Source organism: Bacillus sp. ISO11 (assembly GCF_003458115.1).
GTDB classification, from domain to species: domain Bacteria; phylum Bacillota; class Bacilli; order Bacillales; family Bacillaceae_G; genus Bacillus_A; species Bacillus_A cereus.
The window spans coordinates 1-22,759 of record NZ_QXCO01000025.1 but is presented as its reverse complement, the minus strand read 5'-3'; the positions used below and the strand labels follow the sequence as shown (position 1 = coordinate 22,759).

Sequence of the window (22,759 nt, the reverse complement as noted above, 5' to 3'; positions counted from 1 at the left end):
ATGCAATTAAAAGAATATATGAATCAAACATTTCCAGGAGTTACATTAGTACCCTACTTATATTCTTAGTGGGAAAATCATTTACAATTTGATTTTGGAAAAGATAAATATCAAATTGTAGAAGGAACCGACAATTTAAATACGGAATACTTTTCTCAACTATATACATATAATAAATTCTTATTTGAAGACATATTTTCAAAAGAAGATGTAGTGTTTGTAGTGACAAATGTTTATAGATTTAAAAAGGAAAATATAAAAACTCCACAGAAAATAAATGTATACAATAAATATATTAAGAAAAGAGATTTAAGATTTCATATAAGATAAGAAACGTTACCGTTTTTATTTGAAGATGAAGAAGCAGATTTATATTGTACATATCATTTTTCTTTAAAATGCCTTGCGGAACATATTAAATATGAATCGCTTATACAAGTTGCTAATCATGAGGATTTCTCTGCTCTGTATCCTCGATTTGGACGAAAAAAAGAAATTTCTTATCCAAATGTATTTCTCATAAATGCAACGAAAGATATTGTCATGTTTATGTATGATGATAGAGGATGTGAAGTAATTGCGAAGAATAAAGAAATAATACGAGATTTATATAAGAAATACAAAGAATGGATTCCAGATTATGAACGAGAAAATATAGATAACTTATTTAAATGACAATAGGGGAAGTGAAGCGTGTAATGAAACGTATTGCAATTGTATCTGCATGGGAACCAGAACTGACGTATTTGCATCAACATTATCCAAGTGAACGTGTTGAAAAAAGAGCAGCTTGGGAATTTCATTTTCATACTATTAATGAGCTGGAAATTATATCAGTTGTTACTGGTGTTGGTAAAGTAAGCTGCGCTAGTTGTGTACAATTGTTAATTAGTGAGTTTCAGCCAGATGAGTTGTTTATGACAGGAATATGCGGAAGTTTATCAAACAAGGTGCAAAACGGTCATATTGTAGTGGCACTAAGCGCAATACAACACGATGTTACTGCTGCTGGTTCAGGGGAAGATGTTTTTAATTTATATAACGGTAGAACAGCACCTATTGAAACAACAAAATCACTTGTAAGAAGAATAAAAAAAATACGATCGTATGATCCGATACATTTCGGCACATTTTTATCAGGAGATCAACGTATTCGTAGTTCGGAAATGAGATATTTACTCCATACCGTATATGGAGCATTGGCAGTTGATCAAGAAGTAGCAGCTTTCGCCTATGTGTGTCAAATAAATAAAAAACCATTTCTATGTTTAAAAGCTGCTTCAGATCAGGCTAATGATAAAACGAAAGAAGAACAAAAAATCTTTAAAATGCTAGCATGCGAAAGAGCATGTGAGCATTTAATTGCTTTTTTACGTGTTTATGAGATTAATGTAGTAAATAATAGATAGTTTGTTATAAAACAAATTAAAAGTGAGTTATATGTAGGGAAATGTCCGTTCATTTCAAATTAAGAGCTGAAATTTATAATAGATGGAATATATTATATGGGTACATGTTGAGGTTAATACAAGCAATTGGAGGGCAATTTTATATGATTCAATATAAAAGGTGTAGTGAAGTAAATATTGATTTAGTATATGAAGCTTTTAAAGATGGATTTTCCGATTATATTATTAAGATGGAAGTTTCAAAAGGGGATTTTATACACCGTTTTTTGGGACCAGAAGGTAATTTGCTAGAACATTCTTTTCTTGCTTTAGACGGTGACAAATCAGTTGGCGTAATATTAGGTGGTATAAAAGATTATGAAAGTATAAAGACTATGCGCTGCGGAACATTAGCGGTTCATCCTAATTACCGCGGTATTGGTGTGAGTCAAAAATTATTTGAACTGCATAAAGAAGAGGCGATTCAACATGGATGTAAGCAACTTTTTCTCGAAGTCATTGTAGGAAACGACCGAGCGATTCATTTTTATAATAAGTTGGGCTATGAAAAAGTGTACGATCTTTCTTATTATAATTTAAATGATTTGACTAAAATAATGAATAAAGATTGTAAGGATATTGAAGTAAAACAATTAGAATTTCCAACTTTTAAAGATGAAATTCAGAAATGGTTAAACTTCCATATAAATTGGCAAAATGATATTGATTATATCGAACAAACAAATAATGTATTTTATGGTGCATATGTCGATAATGACTTAAAAGGCTCTCTATGTGTAAATGAACAAGGTAAAATTAGTTTTATTTTCGTAGACAAAGATTATAGAAATATTGGTGTTGGGATGAAATTATTACAAGTAGCAAGAGAAGAATTACATTTATCAAGTTTATCAATTGGGTTTCCTAACAATAATTTATTGGAGGGTTTTTTAAAGAAATGTGGATTTGAAAAGAATTCTTTAGCGCAATATGAAATGTATTTATTACTCTAAGAGCGGAAAGATTTATTCTTTTCGTTTTTTATTTTGCTGTTATGTTGGTAAATGCTCCGCAACTATAATTTATAATGAGAGGGATTTTGTTTATCCTTAAGTTATTTTTTAAATTGTCAATTTTATGCTAATAATTTTCTTTGTATAATATTCTAATTTTATGTAGAATAGATACGATGGGAGGGGATGAAATGAATAATGGATTAAAGTTTAAGATTTTTGAATTGCATTGTCTCGTTCAAAAGACTTATTCTGATATTAAAATAGCATGTGATATTGCTATTTATCAAGAAAACACTTCTAAATATTTAATTTCATTAGGATTTTTAAATAAATCATATATGACTTATATAGAAGCAAAAAGATTCTATCGCGAAAATGAAGAGCTTGTAAGTGTAGAATTTGATAATTTTTTTGATATGTATGATAAATTAGAAAATGAATTAAAACAAGTTATTTCAACTGAAGATAAAAATCCTTCATCGCTACATAACAGATTTGATCAGTTTCAGCAGAAAGTTGAAAATATAAATGACCTAATAAAAGTATTGCAAAATGCTCGTTAATGAATGCTTTTTTCTTTTTTGTATAGAAATTATGTATTAAAAACATTTTAGGGATATTATATATTGAAGAGGTGGCTTTTGTAGATTACAAAAGTCATCTTTTTATGTTAGGAATAGATTGTATACATTTTAGCAGTTTCATATAAATAATAGAAATTTATACGAGGTAAATACCATGGGAAATAAAAAAGAAATAGCTATAGTTGCATTAACAACAGGATTTGTTTTAACAAGTGTAACACCATATGGAGTAGGTCATGCAGAGGAACCTGGTCAAATGCAAGTTGAAATTCAAGAGGATTCATTCCGTACAGGTGATCTTACACAACCATCAAAAAAGGCGCCAGAGAATGTAGTGAAAGATGCACTTAAGGAAAATACGGAGCATGCTTTGTCTCCAAAACAAGTTAGTGCAGAAACAGGAGTAGATTACAAGGTTCTTCAAAAACGTGGTTCTTATGATGGAACTACACTTGTGCGCATGCAACAAATATATGAAGGAAAAGAAGTGTATGGCCACCAGTTAACTGCTCACGTAGATAAAAAAGGTATTATTAAAAGCATTTCAGGAGCTAGCGCACAAAATTTAACACAAGAAGATTTAAAGAAACCTATTAATTTATCAAAAGAAGAAGCGAAACAATATATTTATAAAAAGTACGGAAACGACATTAAATTTATTTCTGAACCAGAAGTTAAGGCGGTTATTTTTGTTGATGAAAATCATGGGCAGGCTAGCAATGCATATCAAGTTACATTTGCTGCTACAACACCAAATTATGTATCTGGAACTTATTTAGTGAATGCTCATAATGGCGATATGTTAAAAGATATGGTACAAGAATCAAGTTTGAAAATAAGTGAAGAGTATGTTGAATCCGTTAAGGAAAATAAAACTAGCAATTTCACATCATTAACTGGAACAGGAAAAGATGATTTAGGCGTAACTCGTACATTTGGTATTTCTAAACAGACCAGTGGGAATTATGCGCTTGCTGATTACACAAGAGGGCAAGGAATTGAGACATATGATGTAAATTATAGAGATATTACAAATGAAGAAAGTTATTATCCTGGCATACTAGCAACTAGCGCTTCAACAACATTTAATGATCCAAAGGCGGTAAGCGCTCATTTCTTAGCAACAAAGGTATATGATTTTTATAAAGAAAAATATAATCGTAATAGTTTTGATAATAAAGGAAAAAAAGTAGTTTCAGTTGTACATGCATGGGATTCTGGAGGAACAAATGATCCTGAAAATTGGGAGAATGCATTTAGTACTAATATTAATAACATCAGTATGCTTTTATATGGAGATCCTATGGTAAAAGCGTTCGATATAGCCGGTCATGAATTTACACACGCAGTTACATCAAGTGAATCTAACCTTGAATTCTCAGGAGAATCTGGGGCAATTAACGAGGCATTATCGGATATTATGGGAACGGCTATAGAGAAATACATAAATAATGGGGAATTTAACTGGACAATAGGAGAGCAAACTGGATCGACTTTTCGTAATATGAAAAATCCAACTGCAATTAATTTTTCAGAAGGACTACCGTATCCCGATGATTATAGTAAATATAATGATTTAAATGGAGAGGATTATGGAGGCGTACATTTTAATTCAAGTATTATTAATAAAGTTGCGTATTTAATTGCACAAGGTGGTACTCATAACGGTGTAAATGTAAATGGTATTGGTGAAGATAAAATGTTTGATATTTTCTATTATGCAAATACTGATGAATTAAACATGACTTCTGATTTCTCTGAATTGAAATTGGCATGCCTTAAAGTCGCAGCTAATAAATATGGAACGAACTCAATTGAAGTTCAAGCAGTCCAAAATGCTTTTGATGCGGCAAAAATTACAGGAACGGTGAAAGAAAACGAAAAAACAGCAGAAAACCAACCTCCAGAGTTAACTGTACCGTTTACGATTACACTACGTGTAGGTGATACGTTTGATCCAATGAGAAATGTAAAAGCTGTTGATAAAGAAGATGGTGATTTAACAAATAAAGTAAAGCATAAAGGCGATGTAGATACTTCAAAACCAGGTACATACATTGTGGAATACCTGGTTGTTGATTCTCAAGGGGGGAATGCAACGGCTACACAGACTGTAATTGTAGAGGGAAATGGCGAAACATCAGATTTAGAACCTAAATTAACAGTGCCTGTTGGAGCGACAATTCATGTAGGAGATTCATTTGTTCCAATGGCAGAAGTATTAGCTATCGATAAAGAAGACGGTGATCTTACTTCTAAAATCAAAGTTGATGGTGAAGTAGATACAAATAAAGCCGGTACTTACGTATTAAAATACACAGTTACAGATTCAAAAGGCCATGAAGTAACGGCGAAGCAAACTGTAACGGTCAAAGTTAGAGAAGAAGTTAAAAATGATAAACCAATACTAAAAGTACCTGCTACAACTTCAATTACTGAGGGTGATCAATTTGATCCGTTGATAGGAGTATCAGCTACTGACAAAGAAGACGGTGACCTTACTTCTAAAGTAGCGTATGAAGGAACTATAGATACAAATAAAGCCGGTATTTATGAAATAATATATAGTGTAAGAGATTCCGTGGGTAATGAGGTAAATACGATACAAAAAGTATTAGTGAAAGATAAAGAAACTAGCAAACCTAATGGTCTTGCTAATAAGACAAATAACAATAATATCTCAAATAACAGTAATACCGATAAAAAAGAATATACATATAAGGAGCTGCCAAAGACGGGTGTAAGTACAACTAACAGTGCAGCAATCGGCATATTGATGATTATTGCAGGTACAGTACTCACTTTGATTCGCAAATTTAGAAAGATACAAAAATAATAGTAGGGATCATTCGTTTGAAGAAAAGAGTTCAGTATTCAAAAGAAATAAAGTAGAAAGTAAATAAAACGAAATATGGATTTTTTACTTATTAAGATTTTAATAGTTAAGCGGTACATTTGGCTTTTATAAAAATTTGCAGTTGGATACTATTCTGTCTACAGAACTATATTACATATAAAACACGTTACTATTCTCATTAAAATAAAAGAATAGTAACGTGTTTTTTGATTTGAAAATAGTATAAATCCTATAGCTCATGAATATAGGAGTACTTCTAATTTGCCATTGATAAGTTACTGAAAACACTTTGTTTTAATGGAAGTGTCACTCTAAATGACAACATGAGATTTTCGGTATTTACCAGGTGTTTCATTGGTGAATTTTTTAAAAATTTTAGTGAAATAACTTTGATCGCTAAAATTAAGCGAAGCGCATATATCTGATAAGGGATAGGTGGTGAAAGTTAATAATTTCTTTGCTTCTTCGACTCGTTCACGTTGAATGTACTCAATTAATGAAATACCGACTTCTTTTTTAAATAATATAGATAAATAATCTGAATTCACATTTGCAAATTTAGCAAGTTGTTTAACAGATATTGGATTGTAAATATTTTTAAAAATGTAGTTTTTACAAATAGCAATAGTCTGTGAATGTTGCTGTGTTTTTTGTGCCTTTACACGGTCTGCAAAGGTACAAAAAGCATTTTTTAATAAATCCCAAACAGATTCTTTGTCTTTTAAATCTTCTGTTCTTTGAATATGTAAATCATAAATTTTGTAAGCAATCCCAGATGGAAGTCCCCCTTTTATCGCATATCTAGTAGCGAGCGTGATGGATGAAATACAAATGTTTTTATGACGTCTTAATTGATGGAATGAAGATAAAGATGAAAGAGTCTCTTGTTGGAATTCGTAATAATATTTGAGGACGGTTTCTTTATCCCCGTCTTCTATAGAACTAAGTAGTTGCTGCTCTATATATAAATTATGATAAATGGATTCGTCTTTTTGCATTGAAATATATACATCTTCGTTTAAGATGCTGCTATGACTTATATGAAGTGAGTCACTGTTATTTGAAAAGGTGCTTACATCTGAATTTTTTTTATAGAGAATGTTATAGAACAATATCGCTATATTTACAAAGAAATTTTGATCTTTGACTGACAATGAAAAATAATGGTCTCTTGTTCTTTTATAATTTGGAATAAAATTAAGGTTACTATCCGCTTTACTTGTAGAAAAATTTACATGTGTCAAGGGCCCAATAATAACAGTACCGTTCACCATATAATCGCTCTTTATGTGAATTAAAATAAAGTGCCCTAGATATTCGTGAGTTCTGAAGATGGGGGAATTATATGTATCATTTCTCTGAAAAAGCATATGTAACTGTTCTATTTTTGATGTATATAACGAATGTGAATCATTTTTGGATTTAAATTCTAAAAGAATATTTTTGTTACAATCTAAAAAACAAACTGGAATTTCGAAAGATTGAAAAAACATATTGCAAATGTACTCTATCTCAACTAGACTGAGTTTTTTAGTCATATTCTTCCTCCTTACAGTTATGCGTAATAGTTAAATAAACATATATTCCTTTTTCATAAGTAGATACGGAAAACCTTTATCAATAAAAAATATAAATAAAAGTTATAAACTTCTAAGAATAATACCATAATTTAACATGAATAGCACATATTATTTGAATATACAGGTAATAGTTTTGGACAGTAACGTAAAATATGAATCGTCACACTTATTTGTTGGTTATTACTTATATGTATCAAAAAATGATTAAGATTGGATTTTAAATAGGGATAGGAAGTGAGATATGAATAGATTGACAGTAAGTGACTAGTCGAAATTAGCAGTGAAAGCTATTATGTAACAAATGTAATGATTCTTGAAATAGGGATATACGTGTAATTTAGGGGAGAAAATTACATATATCATGCGGAGAGACAACGTAATAATAGAAGATAAGAAAAGTGAATAAGTGATTGTAAACAATGGATTGTTGGACGACTATGTTTTATGTTATTCGTTTAAATCTGATACTTGGCACACTATTGCTTTTAAGAAGGTAATAGTAATAAAGAAATTTTTAAAATGATAGAAGTAGTAAAGGGGATAAGAGAAATGAAAAAAATATTTAGTGTGCTTTTAGTGTTATTCTTAACATTTTCTACATGGTCTAGTGTATTAGTAAAGGCAGATTCACCATCTAAAGGTACTTTAACGATTCATAAGTATGAACAAGAAAAAGATGGAGCGCAGGGACTAGAAGGTGACGGTTCTGCAAATCAAGAGGTGCCAAAAGATGTGAAACCATTAAAAGGTGTAACGTTTGAAGTGAAAAGGGTTGCTTCTTTTGAAAAAATTTCAAACGATGGGAAAATCGTAAAAGAAGACGTGAAACCTGTAATGGGAGCCACTCCAAATCAAGTAGTAACAGATGATAACGGACAAGCTGTATTAAAAGATCTTCCGCTAGGACGTTATGAGGTGAAAGAAGTGGCAGGACCTCCACATGTTAATCTAAATCCCAATACGTATACAGTGGATATCCCATTAACGAATAAAGAGGGTAAGGTGCTAAACTATGATGTTCACATGTATCCCAAAAATGAGATTAAACGTGGTGCAGTGGATTTAATAAAAACTGGTGTAAATGAAAAAGCATTAGCAGGTGCAGTATTCTCTTTATTTAAAAAAGATGGTACAGAAGTGAAAAAAGAGTTAGTAACAGATGCTAATGGTCATATTCGCGTGCAAGGATTGGAGTATGGTGAATACTATTTCCAAGAAACAAAAGCTCCGAAAGGCTACGTAATAGATCCAACTAAACGTGAGTTTTTTGTTAAGAACTCCGGAACAATTAATGAAGATGGAACTATTACTTCTGGTACAGTAGTTAAAATAGAAGTGAAAAACAATGAAGAACCAACAATTGATAAAAAAATTAACGGAAAATTGGAAGCGTTACCAATAAATCCGTTAACTAATTATAATTATGATATTAAAACATTAATTCCAGAAGACATTAAGGAATACAAAAAATATGTGGTAACAGATACTTTGGATAATCGTTTAGTGATTCAAGGAAAGCCAATCGTGAAAATTGATGGAGCAGAAGTAAATGCAAACGTTGTTGAGGTAGCTATAGAAGGTCAAAAAGTAACAGCTACAGTAAAAGATTTCACAAAATTAGATGGTAAAAAAGAATTTCATTTGCAAATTAAATCCCAAGTAAAAGAAGGAGTACCATCTGGTTCGGAAATTTTAAATACAGCAAAAATACATTTTACAAATAAAAATGATGTAATTGGAGAAAAGGAATCTAAACCTGTAGTTGTTATTCCGACAACTGGAATAATTGAGTTAACAAAAATTGATAGTGCTAATAAGAATAAATTAAAAGGTGCAGAGTTTGTACTTAAAGATAATAATGGAAAAATAGTTGTCGTAGCAGGAAAAGAAGTAACAGGTGTATCAGATGAAAATGGTGTTATTAAATGGTCTAACATTCCATATGGAGACTATCAAATTTTTGAAACGAAAGCACCAACATATACAAAAGAAGATGGTACAAAAGCATCTTATCAATTATTAAAAGACCCCATTGATGTAAAGATTAGTGAAAATAATCAAACGGTTAAATTGACGATTGAAAATAATAAAAGTGGATGGATTCTTCCGGTAACGGGTGGCATAGGAACGACTCTTTTTACTGTAATAGGCCTTACGTTAATGCTTACAGCGGCATTTGTTTTCTTTAGAAAAAAGTTTGCTAGAAATTAAGATTTTAGGAACATGTAACTATGGGAAAAGGGGAGAAGCAAAATGCTTCCCTCTTTTCGATATTTAAGCATATACAGAGGTGGAAATATGAAACGAAATCTTGTTTTGGGGGGTATTTTTTTATTTGGATTAGGTATTTTTTTATATCCTACTATTAGTAATTGGTTGGCGACTCGTGCACATTATTCTGAGATTAGCTCTTACGATAAGAAGATTAAAGCATTACAAAAGAAAGAAGTCGAACGTAGGGAAAAAGAAGCAGCCGAATATAATAAACAAGTTCAAACTTCTGCGAAAACATTTACAGATCCATTTTCTGAAAAAAAAAGTAATCATCAAGCGTATGCTGATGTGTTAAATTTAGGAGATGTAATGGGGTATATTGAAATATCGAAAATTAATATAAAACTGCCAATCTATCAAGGGACCTCTGAGGAAGTATTGGGTCGCGGGATAGGTCATTTAGATTTTTCTTCGCTCCCGGTAGGTGGAGAAAGTACGCATACTATTTTAACAGGGCATCGTGGTTTACCATCAGCAAAATTATTTACAGATTTAGATAAGTTGAGCAAAGGAGATCTTTTTTATATTCATTCTTTAGACAAAGTTCTTGCTTATAAAGTAGATCAAATTAAAGTAGTGTTACCACATGAAACGGACGATCTACAAATTGTAGAAAATAAAGATTATACAACTTTAATTACGTGTACGCCTTATGGAGTAAACACCAATAGATTGCTAGTTCGAGGTGAGCGCGTGGAGTTAAACGAGAAAGAAAAACAAAAAGTGAGTACAGAGATATTTATATTTAATAAGTGGACTGTAATAGTTACAATCCTATTGTTATGTGTGCTTCTAGTCGTAATTTATAAGAAAAAGTTAACTCGATAGAATGTATTTATCCTGCATTAATGGGAAGTGGGACCGGAAATTCAAAGATAAGTAAAGACGGTATATAGGGGATGAAGTAAATCATCATTAATAAAAATTCATTTTATTCGATTATAAAAAAAATACGGTAAAGGTGGGAACAAAGGAATTGAGGCTACGATTAAAGCTGGTAAGTATTCATTTTATTGTTTTGTTAATGTTAAGTGTAAGTTTTGTCGTATATGTACCAAAAGAAGCATATGGATCCACGACTACCTTAGAAGGTCTAGGAGATATATCGCGTTATAATGCTGTTGTCTTTGGTAACCATAAAGCAATAGGTGGCGACATTGAAGGAGCAATTGCAGTTCAAGGTGATATGGATGCATCGGGGTATACGATTGTAGGTGCAGCAGCAGGAACATCTAATATAGTAGGTGAAAAATGGGTTGATGAGGGATATCCGTCCTTGTTATTGTCTGGAAAACTAAAAAAATCAAGAGAAGAATCTTTTATCATTCAAAACGGAATAGTCGTAATGACAAAAGAGAGTGATCCAGATCGCATCATACAATCTTCTTATGATCGTATCGTTTATAAAGAAAAACTAGAAATTGACGCGAAATTTAATGAATTTCGCAATATAGTGAACCAAGTTAGTAAAAATGCAGGTCAATATAAAACGAATACCCCAATTCCAAATATGAGTCATGGAATCGGAAAAGATATAAACAATCCTAATATTTATGTTTCATCAGAATTGACAGGGAAAATCAGTGTAGATATAAGAGATGTATTTTTGCCCAATGCTAAGGACAAAGATTTTATTGTAATGTATTCAGATGCAATAGAGGTTACATTTAAAAATGGGTCTATTCTATATGACACGAACAATATTGGAAAGGCTACAGATATAGTTCCTACATCACAACCATATTCGCCTAATTCCCCGTTTACTGAGCTAAATGGGAAAATGATTTGGGTTTTTCCAAATGCGAAAAAAATTACAACAGAGGGATATGGTGTAGTTGGGAGTGTGTTTGCTCCCAATGCTGTATTAGAAACAAAAGGCGGTTCGATTAATGGACAAGCATTTGTTGGTGCGGTACAACAAACTGGTGGATTTGAGTTTCACAATTTCAAATTTAACTGGAACCATTGGAACAAGCCTAGTACAGGAAAAGTAAAAATAAAAAAGGTTGATAGTAATAATGATAATAAAAAATTGGTGGGAGCAAAGTTTAAAATTGAAGATTTAAATGGGAAAATAGTTGGAGAACTAGTAACAAATGAAGAAGGAGAAGCGATATCAAAAGACTTACCAATAGGAAACTATACTTTAGTGGAAAAAGAAGCACCTAAAGGTTACGAATTATCAAAAGATAAAATAGCTGTAAAAGTAGAGAAAGATGCAGAAGTAGAAATTAAAATAGGAAATAAGAAATTGCCAGATCCAATGGGAAAAATGAAGCTTGTGAAAGTAGACATAAGTGATAAAAATAAAAAGCTAGCAGGAGCAAAGTTTAAAATTGAAGATTTAAATGGGAAAATAGTTGGAGAACTAGTAACAAATGAAGAAGGAGAAGCGATATCAAAAGACTTACCAATAGGAAACTATACCTTAGTGGAAGTAGAAGCACCTAAAGGTTACGAATTATTAAAAGATAAAATAACTGTAAAAATAGAAAAAGATGCAGAAGTAGAAATTAAAATAGGAAATAAGAAATTGCCAGATCCAATGGGAAAAATGAAGCTTGTGAAAGTAGACATAAGTGATAAAAATAAAAAACTAGCAGGGGCAAAGTTTCATATAGAAGATGCAAAAGGAAAAGTAGTTGGAGAGTTAATAACAGATGAAAAAGGAGAAATGATATCAAAGGACTTACCAATAGGAAACTATACCCTAGTGGAAATAGAGGCACCTAAAGGTTATGAATTATTAAAAGATAAAATAGCTGTAAAAATAGAAAAAGATACAGTAGTAGAAATTAAAATAGAAAATAAGAAATTGCCAGATCCGACTGGGCAATTTGAAATTGAAAAAGTTGATGATAAGGATAGTGAATTAAAGCTAAAAGGCGCTGTATTTCAAGTGTTAGATAAAGAAGGGAAAGAACTTAGTAGATTAATAACGGATGAAAAAGGAAAGGTAATTTCCAACCAATTAGCAATTGGAAAGTATACGATTAAAGAAATAAAAGCACCGAATGGATACATGTTACTTAGAGATCCAATAGAAATAGAAATTACAGAAGCAGTAAAGACACAAAAAATAACAGTGAAAAATGCGAAGAATAATTGGGTAATTCCTAATACTGGTGGGAGCGGAACAACAATTTTTTACGTAATTGGTATTATGCTAATGTTTGGTGTGCTATATTTCTGTAAGAAAAATCGTATATTATGAACTAATTTTATAGAGTTAGACAGATTGTTGCGTTAGAGAGTTTTTAGGGCATGAGTTCGGTATTGTACTGGACTCATGTTACTACATTTGTTGAAGGAGGAAGGATATTAGTAAACATAGAATATATTAATGAATTAAAATGTTTAAGAGGTGAACATGGTGGCAATAAAACAAGACGAAATTAAAGTAGTTGTCGGAGCTGGAGTGTTTAATAATAATCCAGGCTGGATTCAAACGCAAGAAGATGAACTTAACTTACTAGATAAAGCTACGTGGGAAGAAAGATTTGAATACAACTCTATTTCAGCTATTTTAGCTGAGCATGTATGGGAACACCTTACTTTTGAAGAAGGTGTAAGAGCAGCTGAAATCTGTTATGAATTTTTAAAACCATCTGGTCATATTCGGTGCGGAGTCCCTGATGCATTCTTTCAGGATGAGGTATATCAAAATATAGTTCAAATAGGGGGACCCGGTCCGAAAGATCATCCAGCAGCAAGTCATAAAATCGTTCATAATTATAAAACATTAACGAAAATGTTTGAAACTGCTGGATTCGAGGTAGTTTTACTTGAATATTGTGATGAAAATGGTCAGTTTTATTACAACGAATGGGATGCAAACGACGGTGTTATTTTCCGTTCGAAAAGGTATGATTCTAGAAATAAAGGCGATAAACTTGGTTTTCCATCGCTAATTGTCGATGCGATTAAGCGCTAATCATTCAACCAAAAAAGGAGTTAATCCTATGATTTCATAAGTCGCAAATGCGGCTTTTTTATTTGTACGTAAATCTATATTTAATTTTCAATACTATATAACTCGATTTAGAAAATATTTAAGTTTTTCTTAGCGTCATTCACTTTAAATTAACACTTCGTTGACATAAATATTTATTTTATATTTATATTCGTGTAAAATGAAATGAGAACATATATTCTGTATAAGGAGGCAATCAAAATGATAGCTGAAATTGGGAAACTAAATGATGGATATATTGTGAAATTTGAACGCCAATTTCCATATACGGCAGAAGAAGTTTGGTCTGTATTAACAGAAAACAGTAAGCTGAAAAAATGGATGTCCAATTTACAGATTGAAAGCCTTAAAACGGGTGGAATAATAAAGTTCGACATGATGAACGGTTCATTCATAAACATTGATATTTTAGAGTGTCAAGTAAACTCAGTACTTGAATTTACTTGGGATAAAGATCGTGTCCGATTTGAAATACATAAAGAGGAAAATGGTACTCTTTTATTCCTTAAAGAGTACATTCATGAATTAACAGATCATACACCGAGGGATTTAGCTGGTTAGCATATTTGTTTAAATCTTTTTTCTTCTGTTTTAGAAGGAGAAGAGAAAGAATTTTCTAAAGATGAATGGCAACAATGGTTTGGAATATACAAGGATAAGATTCATGAAGTGAGAGGATAATTGTATAATAGGTAATATTCATTATGTAATTATTATATTTTAAAAATGCTTTTGTGAATAAATAAGAATAGAGGTTAATATGAAAGTAAATCAATTAATTGCTAATAACATAAATAAATTAGATGCAACTATACCGTTTAATAAATCGTTTGGAATTGCTGGGTTATCTGGATCGGGTAAAACAACTTTTTGCCAAACAATTGGTGAAGAGTCAAAAAAACGATTAGTTTCTTTATTACCAAAGGCTGAATATCAATATTTATTTCCTAACATTATGGAAACAAATTTTAGTGCTATTAAGATGGAAGAAATGCCATTAGTACTTTTTCTAGGAAAATCATCGATTTCATCTAATCCGCGTTCAACGATTGGTACTCATACTGGTGTTTTTACAGAGGTTCGGGAAAAACTTGCTGAAGTATTTAATCTTTCTCCAGAGGTCTTTTCATTTAATAATCAATTAGGCTGGTGTACTGGTTGTAAAGGCCGTGGTACTACAAAAAATGTTGAGTGTAAAAAATGTAAGGGAAAACGTTATAGTGAAGAAATTGAACAACATGAAATTGATTTGTTGGCCAAGCCGCATTCAATTTCAAATATTAATGGTTTAAGTGTTGAATCTATTCTTTCACTAGCAAAAGAATTAAATATTAGTGAAGAAAAACAGCATATACTGCAAAATATTATTAATATGAACATTGGTTATTTAACATTAAATCGAATTATGGGTACATTGTCAGGTGGAGAGTTAACACGACTTTATTTGGCTGAATTCATGGCAGTAAGTGAAAATGCTGTAATTATTATTGATGAGATTTCAGTTGGACTTGATCATGAAACATTATTGCAAATTTTGGAAGAGATTAAACGATTAGGGTGTAAAAATCAAATTTGGCTTATTGATCATTCAGATACGGTACTAGATACAACTGATGAGCAATTGTTCTTTGGACCTGGTAGCGGAAAATATGGCGGGAAAATTGTGAAAGAATCACCAAGACCAAAGTCAATACTGTGGGATCGAAATAAAGAAATACCAACAGAATATTATACATTCTATGATTTATATTGCCGTAATATCCAAATGGAGGAGTTTCAAATTCCTAAAAACAGGCTGGTAACGGTTACAGGAGAATCAGGATGTGGGAAATCTACACTTGTCAATGAATGTCTAGCTACAGATTTCTTGAAAAGATATCCAAAAGATAAATTAGTTATGGTGGGACAAGACCGAAATCAATCAATTACAAGTCGATCAACTGTAGCAACTTTCCTAGATATTAAAAAGAAACTAACAAAGTATAGTGAAGACATTGATGATATTTTTGAGCGCTCGATTGAGGATATTATTGATGAACTTCCAAATGAAGATATCGCTTATAAACGTTTGAGCCTACTAATTAAATTAGGACTTGGCTATTTAACATTAGAGAGAAAAACACAAACATTATCGACAGGTGAGTTTCAATGTGTTCATTTAGTTTCGGAATTATTTGCAAACACTAGAAATCCACATACATTATTCATTTTTGATGAGCCTTCAAAAGGTTTATCACAAAATATTTTAAATCAATTTATCGATAGTATTAGAGGTATTCTGCAAGATGAATCAGTTTCTATCATTATGATTGAGCATAATCGTTACATGTTAGAAAGCTCTGATTATATAGTTGATTTTGGAAAAAGGCAGAATGAATCTGTAGAGCATTTGGATGTTGTTAATCATGAGGATTACTATCGTCAAAAAAGTAATGTGAATAGCACAGAGAAAATAAATATCTCTTCAATGCTTAAGCAGAAAAAAGGAGTTCACTATTTAGAAGAAAATCATATTAACTATTTTAAAAATGCCGAAAATGTTTATAAGGGCGGTATTTTAAAAAGTTTATCATCAATGGCTAGGTTAATTTATGGTGAATATGAATCTGATACAATCGCACCTGTTATTGCTATTGATCTTGAAAGACATTTATATAGTCAATATAGTTTCTTATATGAGATTGGTGGATTAATTAATCATATTGTAGCTGCTCATCCAATTAATAAAGATACGAGAAGTTTTGATTTCTATTCACAGGACAATCATTGTCCATCTTGTTCTGGACGTCTTCAAATTGAAGTTTTTGATAAAGATATTGCCATTCAAGATAAAAGTGTTCCATTTTGGGATGGGCTATTCGATCAAGAAATCATGAAGGTATTAAAATTTTATCAGCATGAAAAAATAGAATTTCTATTCGAAGAAATAAAAAATGAGCTTGGTCACGATTTGTCAAAGAGCTATAATGATATGTCAGAAGAAGAAAAGCATACGTTTTGGTACGGATATTTTGAAAAATCATTTTATGATAAAAAAGGAAAGACACGCAGAACATGGGTAGGGTTTAATACAATTATTGGTGGATATATTGTTATTTCAAAAGCACCTATTAAAGAAGAAATTAAGAGTTCAAAAAAAATGATGAAATGTCCAATTTGTGAGGGGACGGTTTTAAATCATCATAAACCACTTAAATTTGGTAACGTAGATATTCGTGAAATAATCAATCAGCCTATTAATAAAGTATTGAAAATAGTTGGTGATTTACCGGCACTTGTTAAATTGAAGTCTATTGTTGGTGGCGATATGGTATTGACGGAAGATGTTTCTTTATTGCCAAGAAAAGCACAAGTTGCATTGAAAATGTTTGAATTAGAACAAGCAAGCTTTTCAAACTATGAAATGGTGTTACAAAATGTCTTACCATTCTGGAGCGAAATAAAAGGAAATATCGAATCCATTAGTGTTAATAATCAGGTAACTGTTTGTGATTTCCCTAATGTTTATGAAACGAGAGAAACCATTATAGATAAGTATTTCACAAATGGTAAATATAAAAAACTTACGTATGTATACGAAGCGTTTGGATACAAAAAATTAGTTACCCAAATTAATAAAATTAAAAAAAGTAATCCATGTCCATTTTGTAAAGGTAAGAAAGTGATAACCGAAGATAATCTACATGATGGTGTCTTTAAACTAACAATTCCATGTGTAACTTGTAATGCAAGTGGTATTAATGACGAAGGGTTAAAAGAAGTTGTCGAGGGCGTGGATGTACAAACGTGGTTAACTGGAAAAGTAAGTGATGTTGTGAATGAAAGCTTATTAACAGAAGCTGTTGGACAAATACCCATTTTCAATCGCATACGTGAGTTGGATAAACGAGATATGATGGCGGTTTATGAATGTCTTGAGAGTAATCAGTAAATTTTATTAATATATGTTTTATTAACATAAATTAATAAAACATATATTCTTTATAATGTATATATTAGCGCAGTATGATTAATACAAGGTAATGAAAGAAGATCCAATTTCTTAATATCAAAATTAAGAAATTGGATCTTTTAGTATTTTTATGTCTCCATACAATATTTTTCAATAAGAAAAGAAGTAATATGGAAGGAGAGATACAAAACAAATAGTGATAAACGATTAATATATTATGTAATTATTATATTATAAAAACGAAAATTAAGGTTTAAAATGGTTCGTAAGTGATATGTTTTTGTTTATTAATCTATTTTTCATTGTCTGATTTTTTAAATTTAACAGAAATATATACTTGAATGAAGTATATATTTCTGTTAAATTTATCCTATGGATAGAACAAGTTTAATTAAAGGTCATTTAGAAATGTGTGTATTATCTATTTTGTCGAAAAAGAAAAGTTATGGTTATGAGATTATGAAAGAACTTGAAATAAACAATTTAAAATTGAAAGGAGTAGGAAGTATTTATCCTATTTTAACTAAGTTGAAAAATCAAGAGTGGGTTAACACTTATCAAGAGGTAACAGACAGTGGTAAAGTGAGGATTTATTATGAAATTAATGAAAATGGGAAAATACGTCTTGAGAAGAAAATTAATGAGTGGTTAGAATTGCAATTGGACATTCAAACATTATTAAAAAGTGGTTTGAAAGGAGACCTTCTGAAATGAGGAATAAATTGATAGGTAAAGAAAAGCAATTTTTAAGAGACGTACTTAAGGAATTAAAGCAATACGATATTAGTTTAGAAGAAAGGGAAAATATTAAGAGACAAATATTAGAACATATTCAAGAGTGTCATGAACATGGTGAAGACAGTATAGATGATTTAGGTACCCCTCAATTATTTGTTAAAGATTTTATAGAAATAAATGAAATTGATTTACAAGTTAAAATGAAACAACTTCAAAATGAAAAAGGAAAATTCAACACATTTATCTTACGTGGCATATTCATCGCAATTATTACTTACCTCATCTCGCAAACTACATTTTCAATATTTTTAACTGAATCATTTAATTCAACTAATAGCAAAAATACATTTAATTATAATATTTTATATCGCATATCAGAGAATCAATGGTGGAACGTTTTATTAATAATGATTAGCTTTATGCTCTCTGTAGTAGTGTTTATTAGCTTAGTAAGTTATAAAAAAAGAAAGCTATCTAAAGTATAATGAAGAAAACTATCTATAAACTATTTCAAATCTATATTCTTTGTAATGTAATAGTATTATGTATCATTTATCCAAAAGCATATGCTCAGCAAGATATTAAAGCTACTTTAGATAAGTATATTGAAAAATTTATAAAGGAACAGAATATTCCAGGGGCTGCTGTTGCAATTGTACATAATAAAGATGTATTCTTCACTAAAACGTGGGGGATTACTGGGGAATCTGAAAAAAAAATAACTAGTAAAACACCATTTGCAATCGGCTCAATAAGCAAATCTTTAACAGCTTTAGCTATAGTAAAATTAATAGAAGACAAAAAGATAAAATTAGAGGATTCAGTTCAACAACATCTTCCTTGGTTTAAACTAAAAGATTCTCAAATATCCTCATCTATAACAATCCAACACCTTTTAACTCATACAAGCGGAATAAACACATATGAAGGCTTATTAATATCAGATAAGCAATCCAAAAGTTCTACAGCATTAAAAGAAAATGTAATGAGACTTTCAAATGTAAAATTAACTGCTCTACCAGGAGAAAAATATCAATATAGTAATGCGAATTATATTGTTTTAGGTGCACTTATTGAGGAAATTACAAATGATACATATTCCTCATATATGGAAAAACATGTTTTTCAGCTATTAAATATGAATGGTGCGGCAGCAAGTAAAGAAACTGCATATGAAAAAGGCTATTTAACAGGTTATCAGTCATGGTTTGGCATACCAAGAAAAAGTGTAGTATCCTATGATAATGCCGGGGCACCGTATGGTTATATTACCGCAAATTTGGAAGATATGATTCAATTTATTATGTTTTTGAATCGACAAGAAGATACTCAATTTTTAAAGAAAGAAAACATCGACCTTTATCTTACACCACTTTATAACATAAATTCAGAAAAAAGCTATGGTTTTGGATTAAGAACAACAAGTATAAATGAAAGCGAAACGATGATTTGGCATTCAGGATCAACGCCCGATGCTCGTACAGAAATATTTACTTTAAATAAAAGTGGCTGGGGTGGTGTGATTTTAACAAATAAAAATCATGTATTAGAAGAACCAGCACTTTCAGTATTAAAAAAGGGGATTATTAATATTTTGAATGAAGAAGAACCGGTTGATCCCCATAAAAGCATACCATTTACACAAATTGTTATGTCTACAGTTATACTCGCGCTTTTCATTTCATCAATTATGTTAATTAAAAAATATAAACATAAGGAAACTGTAAAAAAATTAACTTGGTTATTCGTAGGGGCTCTATTCCTACTATTATCTATTATTTTCATCCCACTTCTTACTTATTGTACAAGCTCACCATGGCGTACGATAAAAATATTTGCGGCAGATGTAGGTTTACTTACAAGTATTATAGTAATTTTATTAGCTGTGAACGGATTATTATCAATCTTTATAGGCATAAGACAGAAGAGTATATAAGGGTAAATAATTAAAGAAATATAATTCAAACGTTATAAACAGTTGACCCTCACACAATGTCATTGTTTAAGATAAAGTTGAGCTTCAAAGTAGATGTAACTTATAGGAGGAAATCATGTTTAAAATAGGGGATTTTTCAAAACTATCTTCCATTAGTATACGAATGTTGAGACACTACGATAAAGTGGAATTACTACAACCAGTAAAAGTCGATGAGCAGAGTGGATATCGATTTTATTCAGCAGACCAATTAAAAAAAGTAAATCAAATTCAAACGTTAAAAGCTATGGGGTTTAATATTGCTACTATTAAAGAAATAATAGAATGCGATAATATAGATACCATAAAAGAGAAATTTTTTAATCGTAGTGCTCAAGTTAAAGAAGACATGAATAACCTCCAAAAACAGTTCCGTCTCCTCGAAGACTCAATGAAAATGATGAGAGAGGATGTTGTTGAGATGAATTATCATGTTTCAATAAAAGAAATTCCAGAAAGAACTGTAGCTAGTGTTAGAAAGATTATCCCATCGTATAATTGCGAAGGTGATTTATGGAGTATATTGATGCAAGAAATTCAAATAGGAAATATTAGTATTGACCATCCAAGTTATAGTATTGCGGTTTTCCATGATAGTGAATACAAAGAAAATGATGTAGATATAGAAATACAGCTAAGTATTCTTGGTAAGCACGAAAATACAAAAGACGTTGCATTTAAAAAGATTGAATCAACTCATGTAGCTTCCATAACAGTTAATGGAAGTTATGAACAGATGACAACTGTAAATGAAGCTGCGGCAAAATGGATTGAGACAGAAGGTTACGAATTAGCAGGCCCAATGTTTAATATTTATCATGTGAGCCCAGCGATGGAATCGGATCCTAATAAGTGGGTTACAGAAGTTTGTTATCCAATAAACAAATAAGTAATAAAAAAAGGCATGTTTTATGCCTTTTTTATTTTATTAATATCTCAAAATATATAAATCTTCATCTTTACAGTTTTCGTATCGGACTATATAAGGCAATAAAGACTTCAATTATTTTAGTAAAAGCAGCTAAAGCAAATATAAATACAGGATTGTAGGCTGAAATAATTCCACCTACTAATGCCCCCAATGGCATAGATAATCGTGTAAGTACACGAGAAAAACCTAAAACACGCCCTTGCAAATTGGATGGAACAGTTTCCTGCCGAATTGATGTAACAATCGTATTCCATGTGATATTACATGTCATCGCGATTCCGAAAGCAATTCCGGGAGCAAGCCAATATGTACTCCACAAAGCAAATGTTAACCCAAGCGCTCCTAAAAATAGGAGTAAAGGAATAAGTACACCACGTCGAAATTTCTTTTCTAAAGGAACGGCAATTAAGCTTCCTAAAAGCCCACCTATTCCTATTAAAGTATAATTATAGCCACTTTGTGCGGAGGTAAGATTTAATGTCGATAATAAATAATACATAAGTACACCTAAAACAGCACTTGCTCCAAAGTTACCTACCATAGCTTGAAGTGACAAAGCTATATTTAACCGATCATTTTTGAGCCATTTAAAACCATCAAGCAAATCATTTAGTACATTTTGCAATGTTTTTTTATTAGTATTCTTTTTATTTAAGTTTTTCATAGAAGGTAATATAATCACAGCAATTAATGTAGCAATAAATGAAAGAACATTAATCCAAAGTACTTGAAAGCCGCCAATAAAAGATATGAAAAGCCCAGCTATGATTGGACCAAACAAACTAGCCAATTGATTAACCATTTGATATAAAGAATTAGCCTTCGTTAATGATGCACCTGCGATGTGTGGAATGACTGTAACTGTTGTTACATCAAAAAGCATGGACATAACTGCTAAGATAAAAGTAATTACGTATAAATGCCAGACTTCTAATAGATGTAATGCATGTAAAATTGGTACGAGACTTACTAAAATAATATTGGTAATATCTGATATCAAAAGTAACTTTTTTCGATCATATCGATCAACTAGTACACCAACTAAAGGGCCAAATAAAACGATTGGCAATACGTTAACAGCAAATAAAGAACTCATAATTACAGCTGAACCAGTTAATTGATAGGCAATCCAAGGCAGTGCAAAAGTATATAGTGAATCCCCGATTCGTGAAATGAGTAAACCCAAAATAAAAATCTTGTATTCTTTTGAAAAAGTTGTCTTGACAGTTAATCTTTGTTCTTGTACAAATTTCACAATTGTATGACCTCCCTTTTTTATAGAGGAACTTGAAAATAATCCGTCCAATACGTATTAAATATAGAATTCTGTAAGAAGTTGTTGAATCCTACTTTATAATATTGATTTTATATAAAAGTGTAGGGAATAGATGAAGTGACCCCCGAAAGTTAGACAGGTCGTTTCATTAGGCAGCCTCTAGGGTATGAGCCCGGTATTGTACTGGGCTCATACCCTAGAGGCTGCCTTAATTC

15 protein-coding genes and 2 pseudogenes are annotated in these 22,759 nt (G+C 31.1%); 15 read left to right on the top strand and 2 right to left on the bottom strand.

Annotation, left to right across the window (positions count from 1 at the left end; translation table 11 throughout):
* From D1166_RS22475 to D1166_RS22455, 5 genes and pseudogenes are all read left to right on the top strand, one after another.
* Positions 1-675, top strand: a pseudogene (locus tag D1166_RS22475) (DUF3885 domain-containing protein).
* Positions 672-1,409 carry a phosphorylase family protein gene (locus D1166_RS22470; RefSeq protein WP_002101023.1) on the top strand — a complete coding sequence of 246 codons (738 nt, stop codon included), beginning with the start codon at positions 672-674 and terminating at the stop codon, positions 1,407-1,409. Before D1166_RS22475 ends, D1166_RS22470 begins: the two are co-directional and overlap by 4 nt.
* A gap of 143 nt (positions 1,410-1,552) precedes the next feature.
* A complete protein-coding gene (locus D1166_RS22465) occupies positions 1,553-2,401 on the top strand; it encodes a GNAT family N-acetyltransferase (RefSeq protein WP_098286710.1) in 849 nt (282 codons plus the stop codon).
* 191 nt (positions 2,402-2,592) lie between these two features.
* Complete coding sequence (locus tag D1166_RS22460) at positions 2,593-2,967, top strand: hypothetical protein (RefSeq protein WP_001059023.1); 375 nt, start codon at positions 2,593-2,595, stop codon at positions 2,965-2,967.
* Positions 2,968-3,142: 175 nt separating this feature from the next.
* A complete protein-coding gene (locus tag D1166_RS22455; protein WP_098318671.1) occupies positions 3,143-5,824 on the top strand; it encodes a M4 family metallopeptidase in 2,682 nt (893 codons plus the stop codon).
* 332 nt (positions 5,825-6,156) lie between these two features.
* On the opposite strand, the gene D1166_RS22450 is transcribed toward D1166_RS22455, so the two are convergent.
* Positions 6,157-7,383, bottom strand: a complete 1,227-nt coding sequence (locus D1166_RS22450) for an AraC family transcriptional regulator (RefSeq protein WP_000162832.1) — start codon at positions 7,381-7,383, stop codon at positions 6,157-6,159.
* 591 nt (positions 7,384-7,974) lie between these two features.
* Between D1166_RS22450 and D1166_RS22445 the strand changes: the two genes are divergently transcribed.
* From D1166_RS22445 to D1166_RS22400, 10 genes and pseudogenes are all read left to right on the top strand, one after another.
* On the top strand, positions 7,975-9,636 hold the full coding sequence (locus D1166_RS22445) for an LPXTG cell wall anchor domain-containing protein (RefSeq protein WP_000719305.1): 1,662 nt from the start codon (positions 7,975-7,977) through the stop codon (positions 9,634-9,636).
* A gap of 87 nt (positions 9,637-9,723) precedes the next feature.
* On the top strand, positions 9,724-10,527 hold the full coding sequence (locus D1166_RS22440; RefSeq protein ID WP_080296745.1) for a class C sortase: 804 nt from the start codon (positions 9,724-9,726) through the stop codon (positions 10,525-10,527).
* 148 nt (positions 10,528-10,675) lie between these two features.
* A complete protein-coding gene (locus D1166_RS22435) occupies positions 10,676-12,913 on the top strand; it encodes an MSCRAMM family protein (protein ID WP_118043433.1) in 2,238 nt (745 codons plus the stop codon).
* Between the two features lie 156 nt (positions 12,914-13,069).
* Positions 13,070-13,633, top strand: coding sequence for a class I SAM-dependent methyltransferase (locus tag D1166_RS22430; protein ID WP_000225725.1), 564 nt, complete (start codon positions 13,070-13,072; stop codon positions 13,631-13,633).
* 240 nt (positions 13,634-13,873) lie between these two features.
* Positions 13,874-14,353, top strand: a pseudogene (locus D1166_RS22425) (SRPBCC family protein).
* A 79-nt stretch (positions 14,354-14,432) separates the two neighbouring features.
* The gene (locus D1166_RS22420) at positions 14,433-17,603 is read left to right on the top strand and encodes an ATP-binding cassette domain-containing protein (RefSeq protein ID WP_098318582.1); all 3,171 of its coding nucleotides are present in this window, start codon (positions 14,433-14,435) and stop codon (positions 17,601-17,603) included.
* Between the two features lie 393 nt (positions 17,604-17,996).
* Positions 17,997-18,338: a PadR family transcriptional regulator gene (locus D1166_RS22415; RefSeq protein WP_000376286.1), complete on the top strand. Its 342-nt coding sequence runs from the start codon at positions 17,997-17,999 to the stop codon at positions 18,336-18,338.
* Positions 18,335-18,847, top strand: a complete 513-nt coding sequence (locus tag D1166_RS22410; protein ID WP_001244705.1) for a hypothetical protein — start codon at positions 18,335-18,337, stop codon at positions 18,845-18,847. The genes D1166_RS22415 and D1166_RS22410 overlap by 4 nt, the downstream gene beginning before the upstream one ends.
* Positions 18,847-20,298, top strand: coding sequence for a serine hydrolase domain-containing protein (locus D1166_RS22405; protein ID WP_000751428.1), 1,452 nt, complete (start codon positions 18,847-18,849; stop codon positions 20,296-20,298). The genes D1166_RS22410 and D1166_RS22405 overlap by 1 nt, the downstream gene beginning before the upstream one ends.
* Before the next feature lie 115 nt (positions 20,299-20,413).
* Positions 20,414-21,226: a MerR family transcriptional regulator gene (locus D1166_RS22400; RefSeq protein WP_098318583.1), complete on the top strand. Its 813-nt coding sequence runs from the start codon at positions 20,414-20,416 to the stop codon at positions 21,224-21,226.
* 70 nt (positions 21,227-21,296) lie between these two features.
* Here the strand turns inward: D1166_RS22400 and D1166_RS22395 are convergent, their stop codons facing one another.
* Positions 21,297-22,523 (bottom strand): MFS transporter, encoded by a 1,227-nt coding sequence (locus D1166_RS22395; protein WP_098318584.1) that lies wholly within the window; start codon positions 22,521-22,523, stop codon positions 21,297-21,299.
* Positions 22,524-22,759: the final 236 nt, after the last annotated feature.

Excerpts from the sequence above, each read along its gene's own strand:
- D1166_RS22430 (WP_000225725.1), top strand. The coding sequence starts at position 13,070 with ATGGTGGCAATAAAACAAGACGAAATTAAAGTAGTTGTCGGAGCTGGA.
- D1166_RS22460 (WP_001059023.1), top strand. The coding sequence starts at position 2,593 with ATGAATAATGGATTAAAGTTTAAGATTTTTGAATTGCATTGTCTCGTT.
- D1166_RS22465 (WP_098286710.1), top strand. The coding sequence starts at position 1,553 with ATGATTCAATATAAAAGGTGTAGTGAAGTAAATATTGATTTAGTATAT.
- D1166_RS22455 (WP_098318671.1), top strand. The coding sequence starts at position 3,143 with ATGGGAAATAAAAAAGAAATAGCTATAGTTGCATTAACAACAGGATTT.
- D1166_RS22450 (WP_000162832.1), bottom strand. The coding sequence starts at position 7,383 with ATGACTAAAAAACTCAGTCTAGTTGAGATAGAGTACATTTGCAATATG.
- D1166_RS22415 (WP_000376286.1), top strand. The coding sequence starts at position 17,997 with ATGGATAGAACAAGTTTAATTAAAGGTCATTTAGAAATGTGTGTATTA.
- D1166_RS22405 (WP_000751428.1), top strand. The coding sequence starts at position 18,847 with ATGAAGAAAACTATCTATAAACTATTTCAAATCTATATTCTTTGTAAT.
- D1166_RS22440 (WP_080296745.1), top strand. The coding sequence starts at position 9,724 with ATGAAACGAAATCTTGTTTTGGGGGGTATTTTTTTATTTGGATTAGGT.
- D1166_RS22420 (WP_098318582.1), top strand. The coding sequence starts at position 14,433 with ATGAAAGTAAATCAATTAATTGCTAATAACATAAATAAATTAGATGCA.
- D1166_RS22400 (WP_098318583.1), top strand. The coding sequence starts at position 20,414 with ATGTTTAAAATAGGGGATTTTTCAAAACTATCTTCCATTAGTATACGA.
- D1166_RS22470 (WP_002101023.1), top strand. The coding sequence starts at position 672 with ATGACAATAGGGGAAGTGAAGCGTGTAATGAAACGTATTGCAATTGTA.
- D1166_RS22445 (WP_000719305.1), top strand. The coding sequence starts at position 7,975 with ATGAAAAAAATATTTAGTGTGCTTTTAGTGTTATTCTTAACATTTTCT.
- D1166_RS22410 (WP_001244705.1), top strand. The coding sequence starts at position 18,335 with ATGAGGAATAAATTGATAGGTAAAGAAAAGCAATTTTTAAGAGACGTA.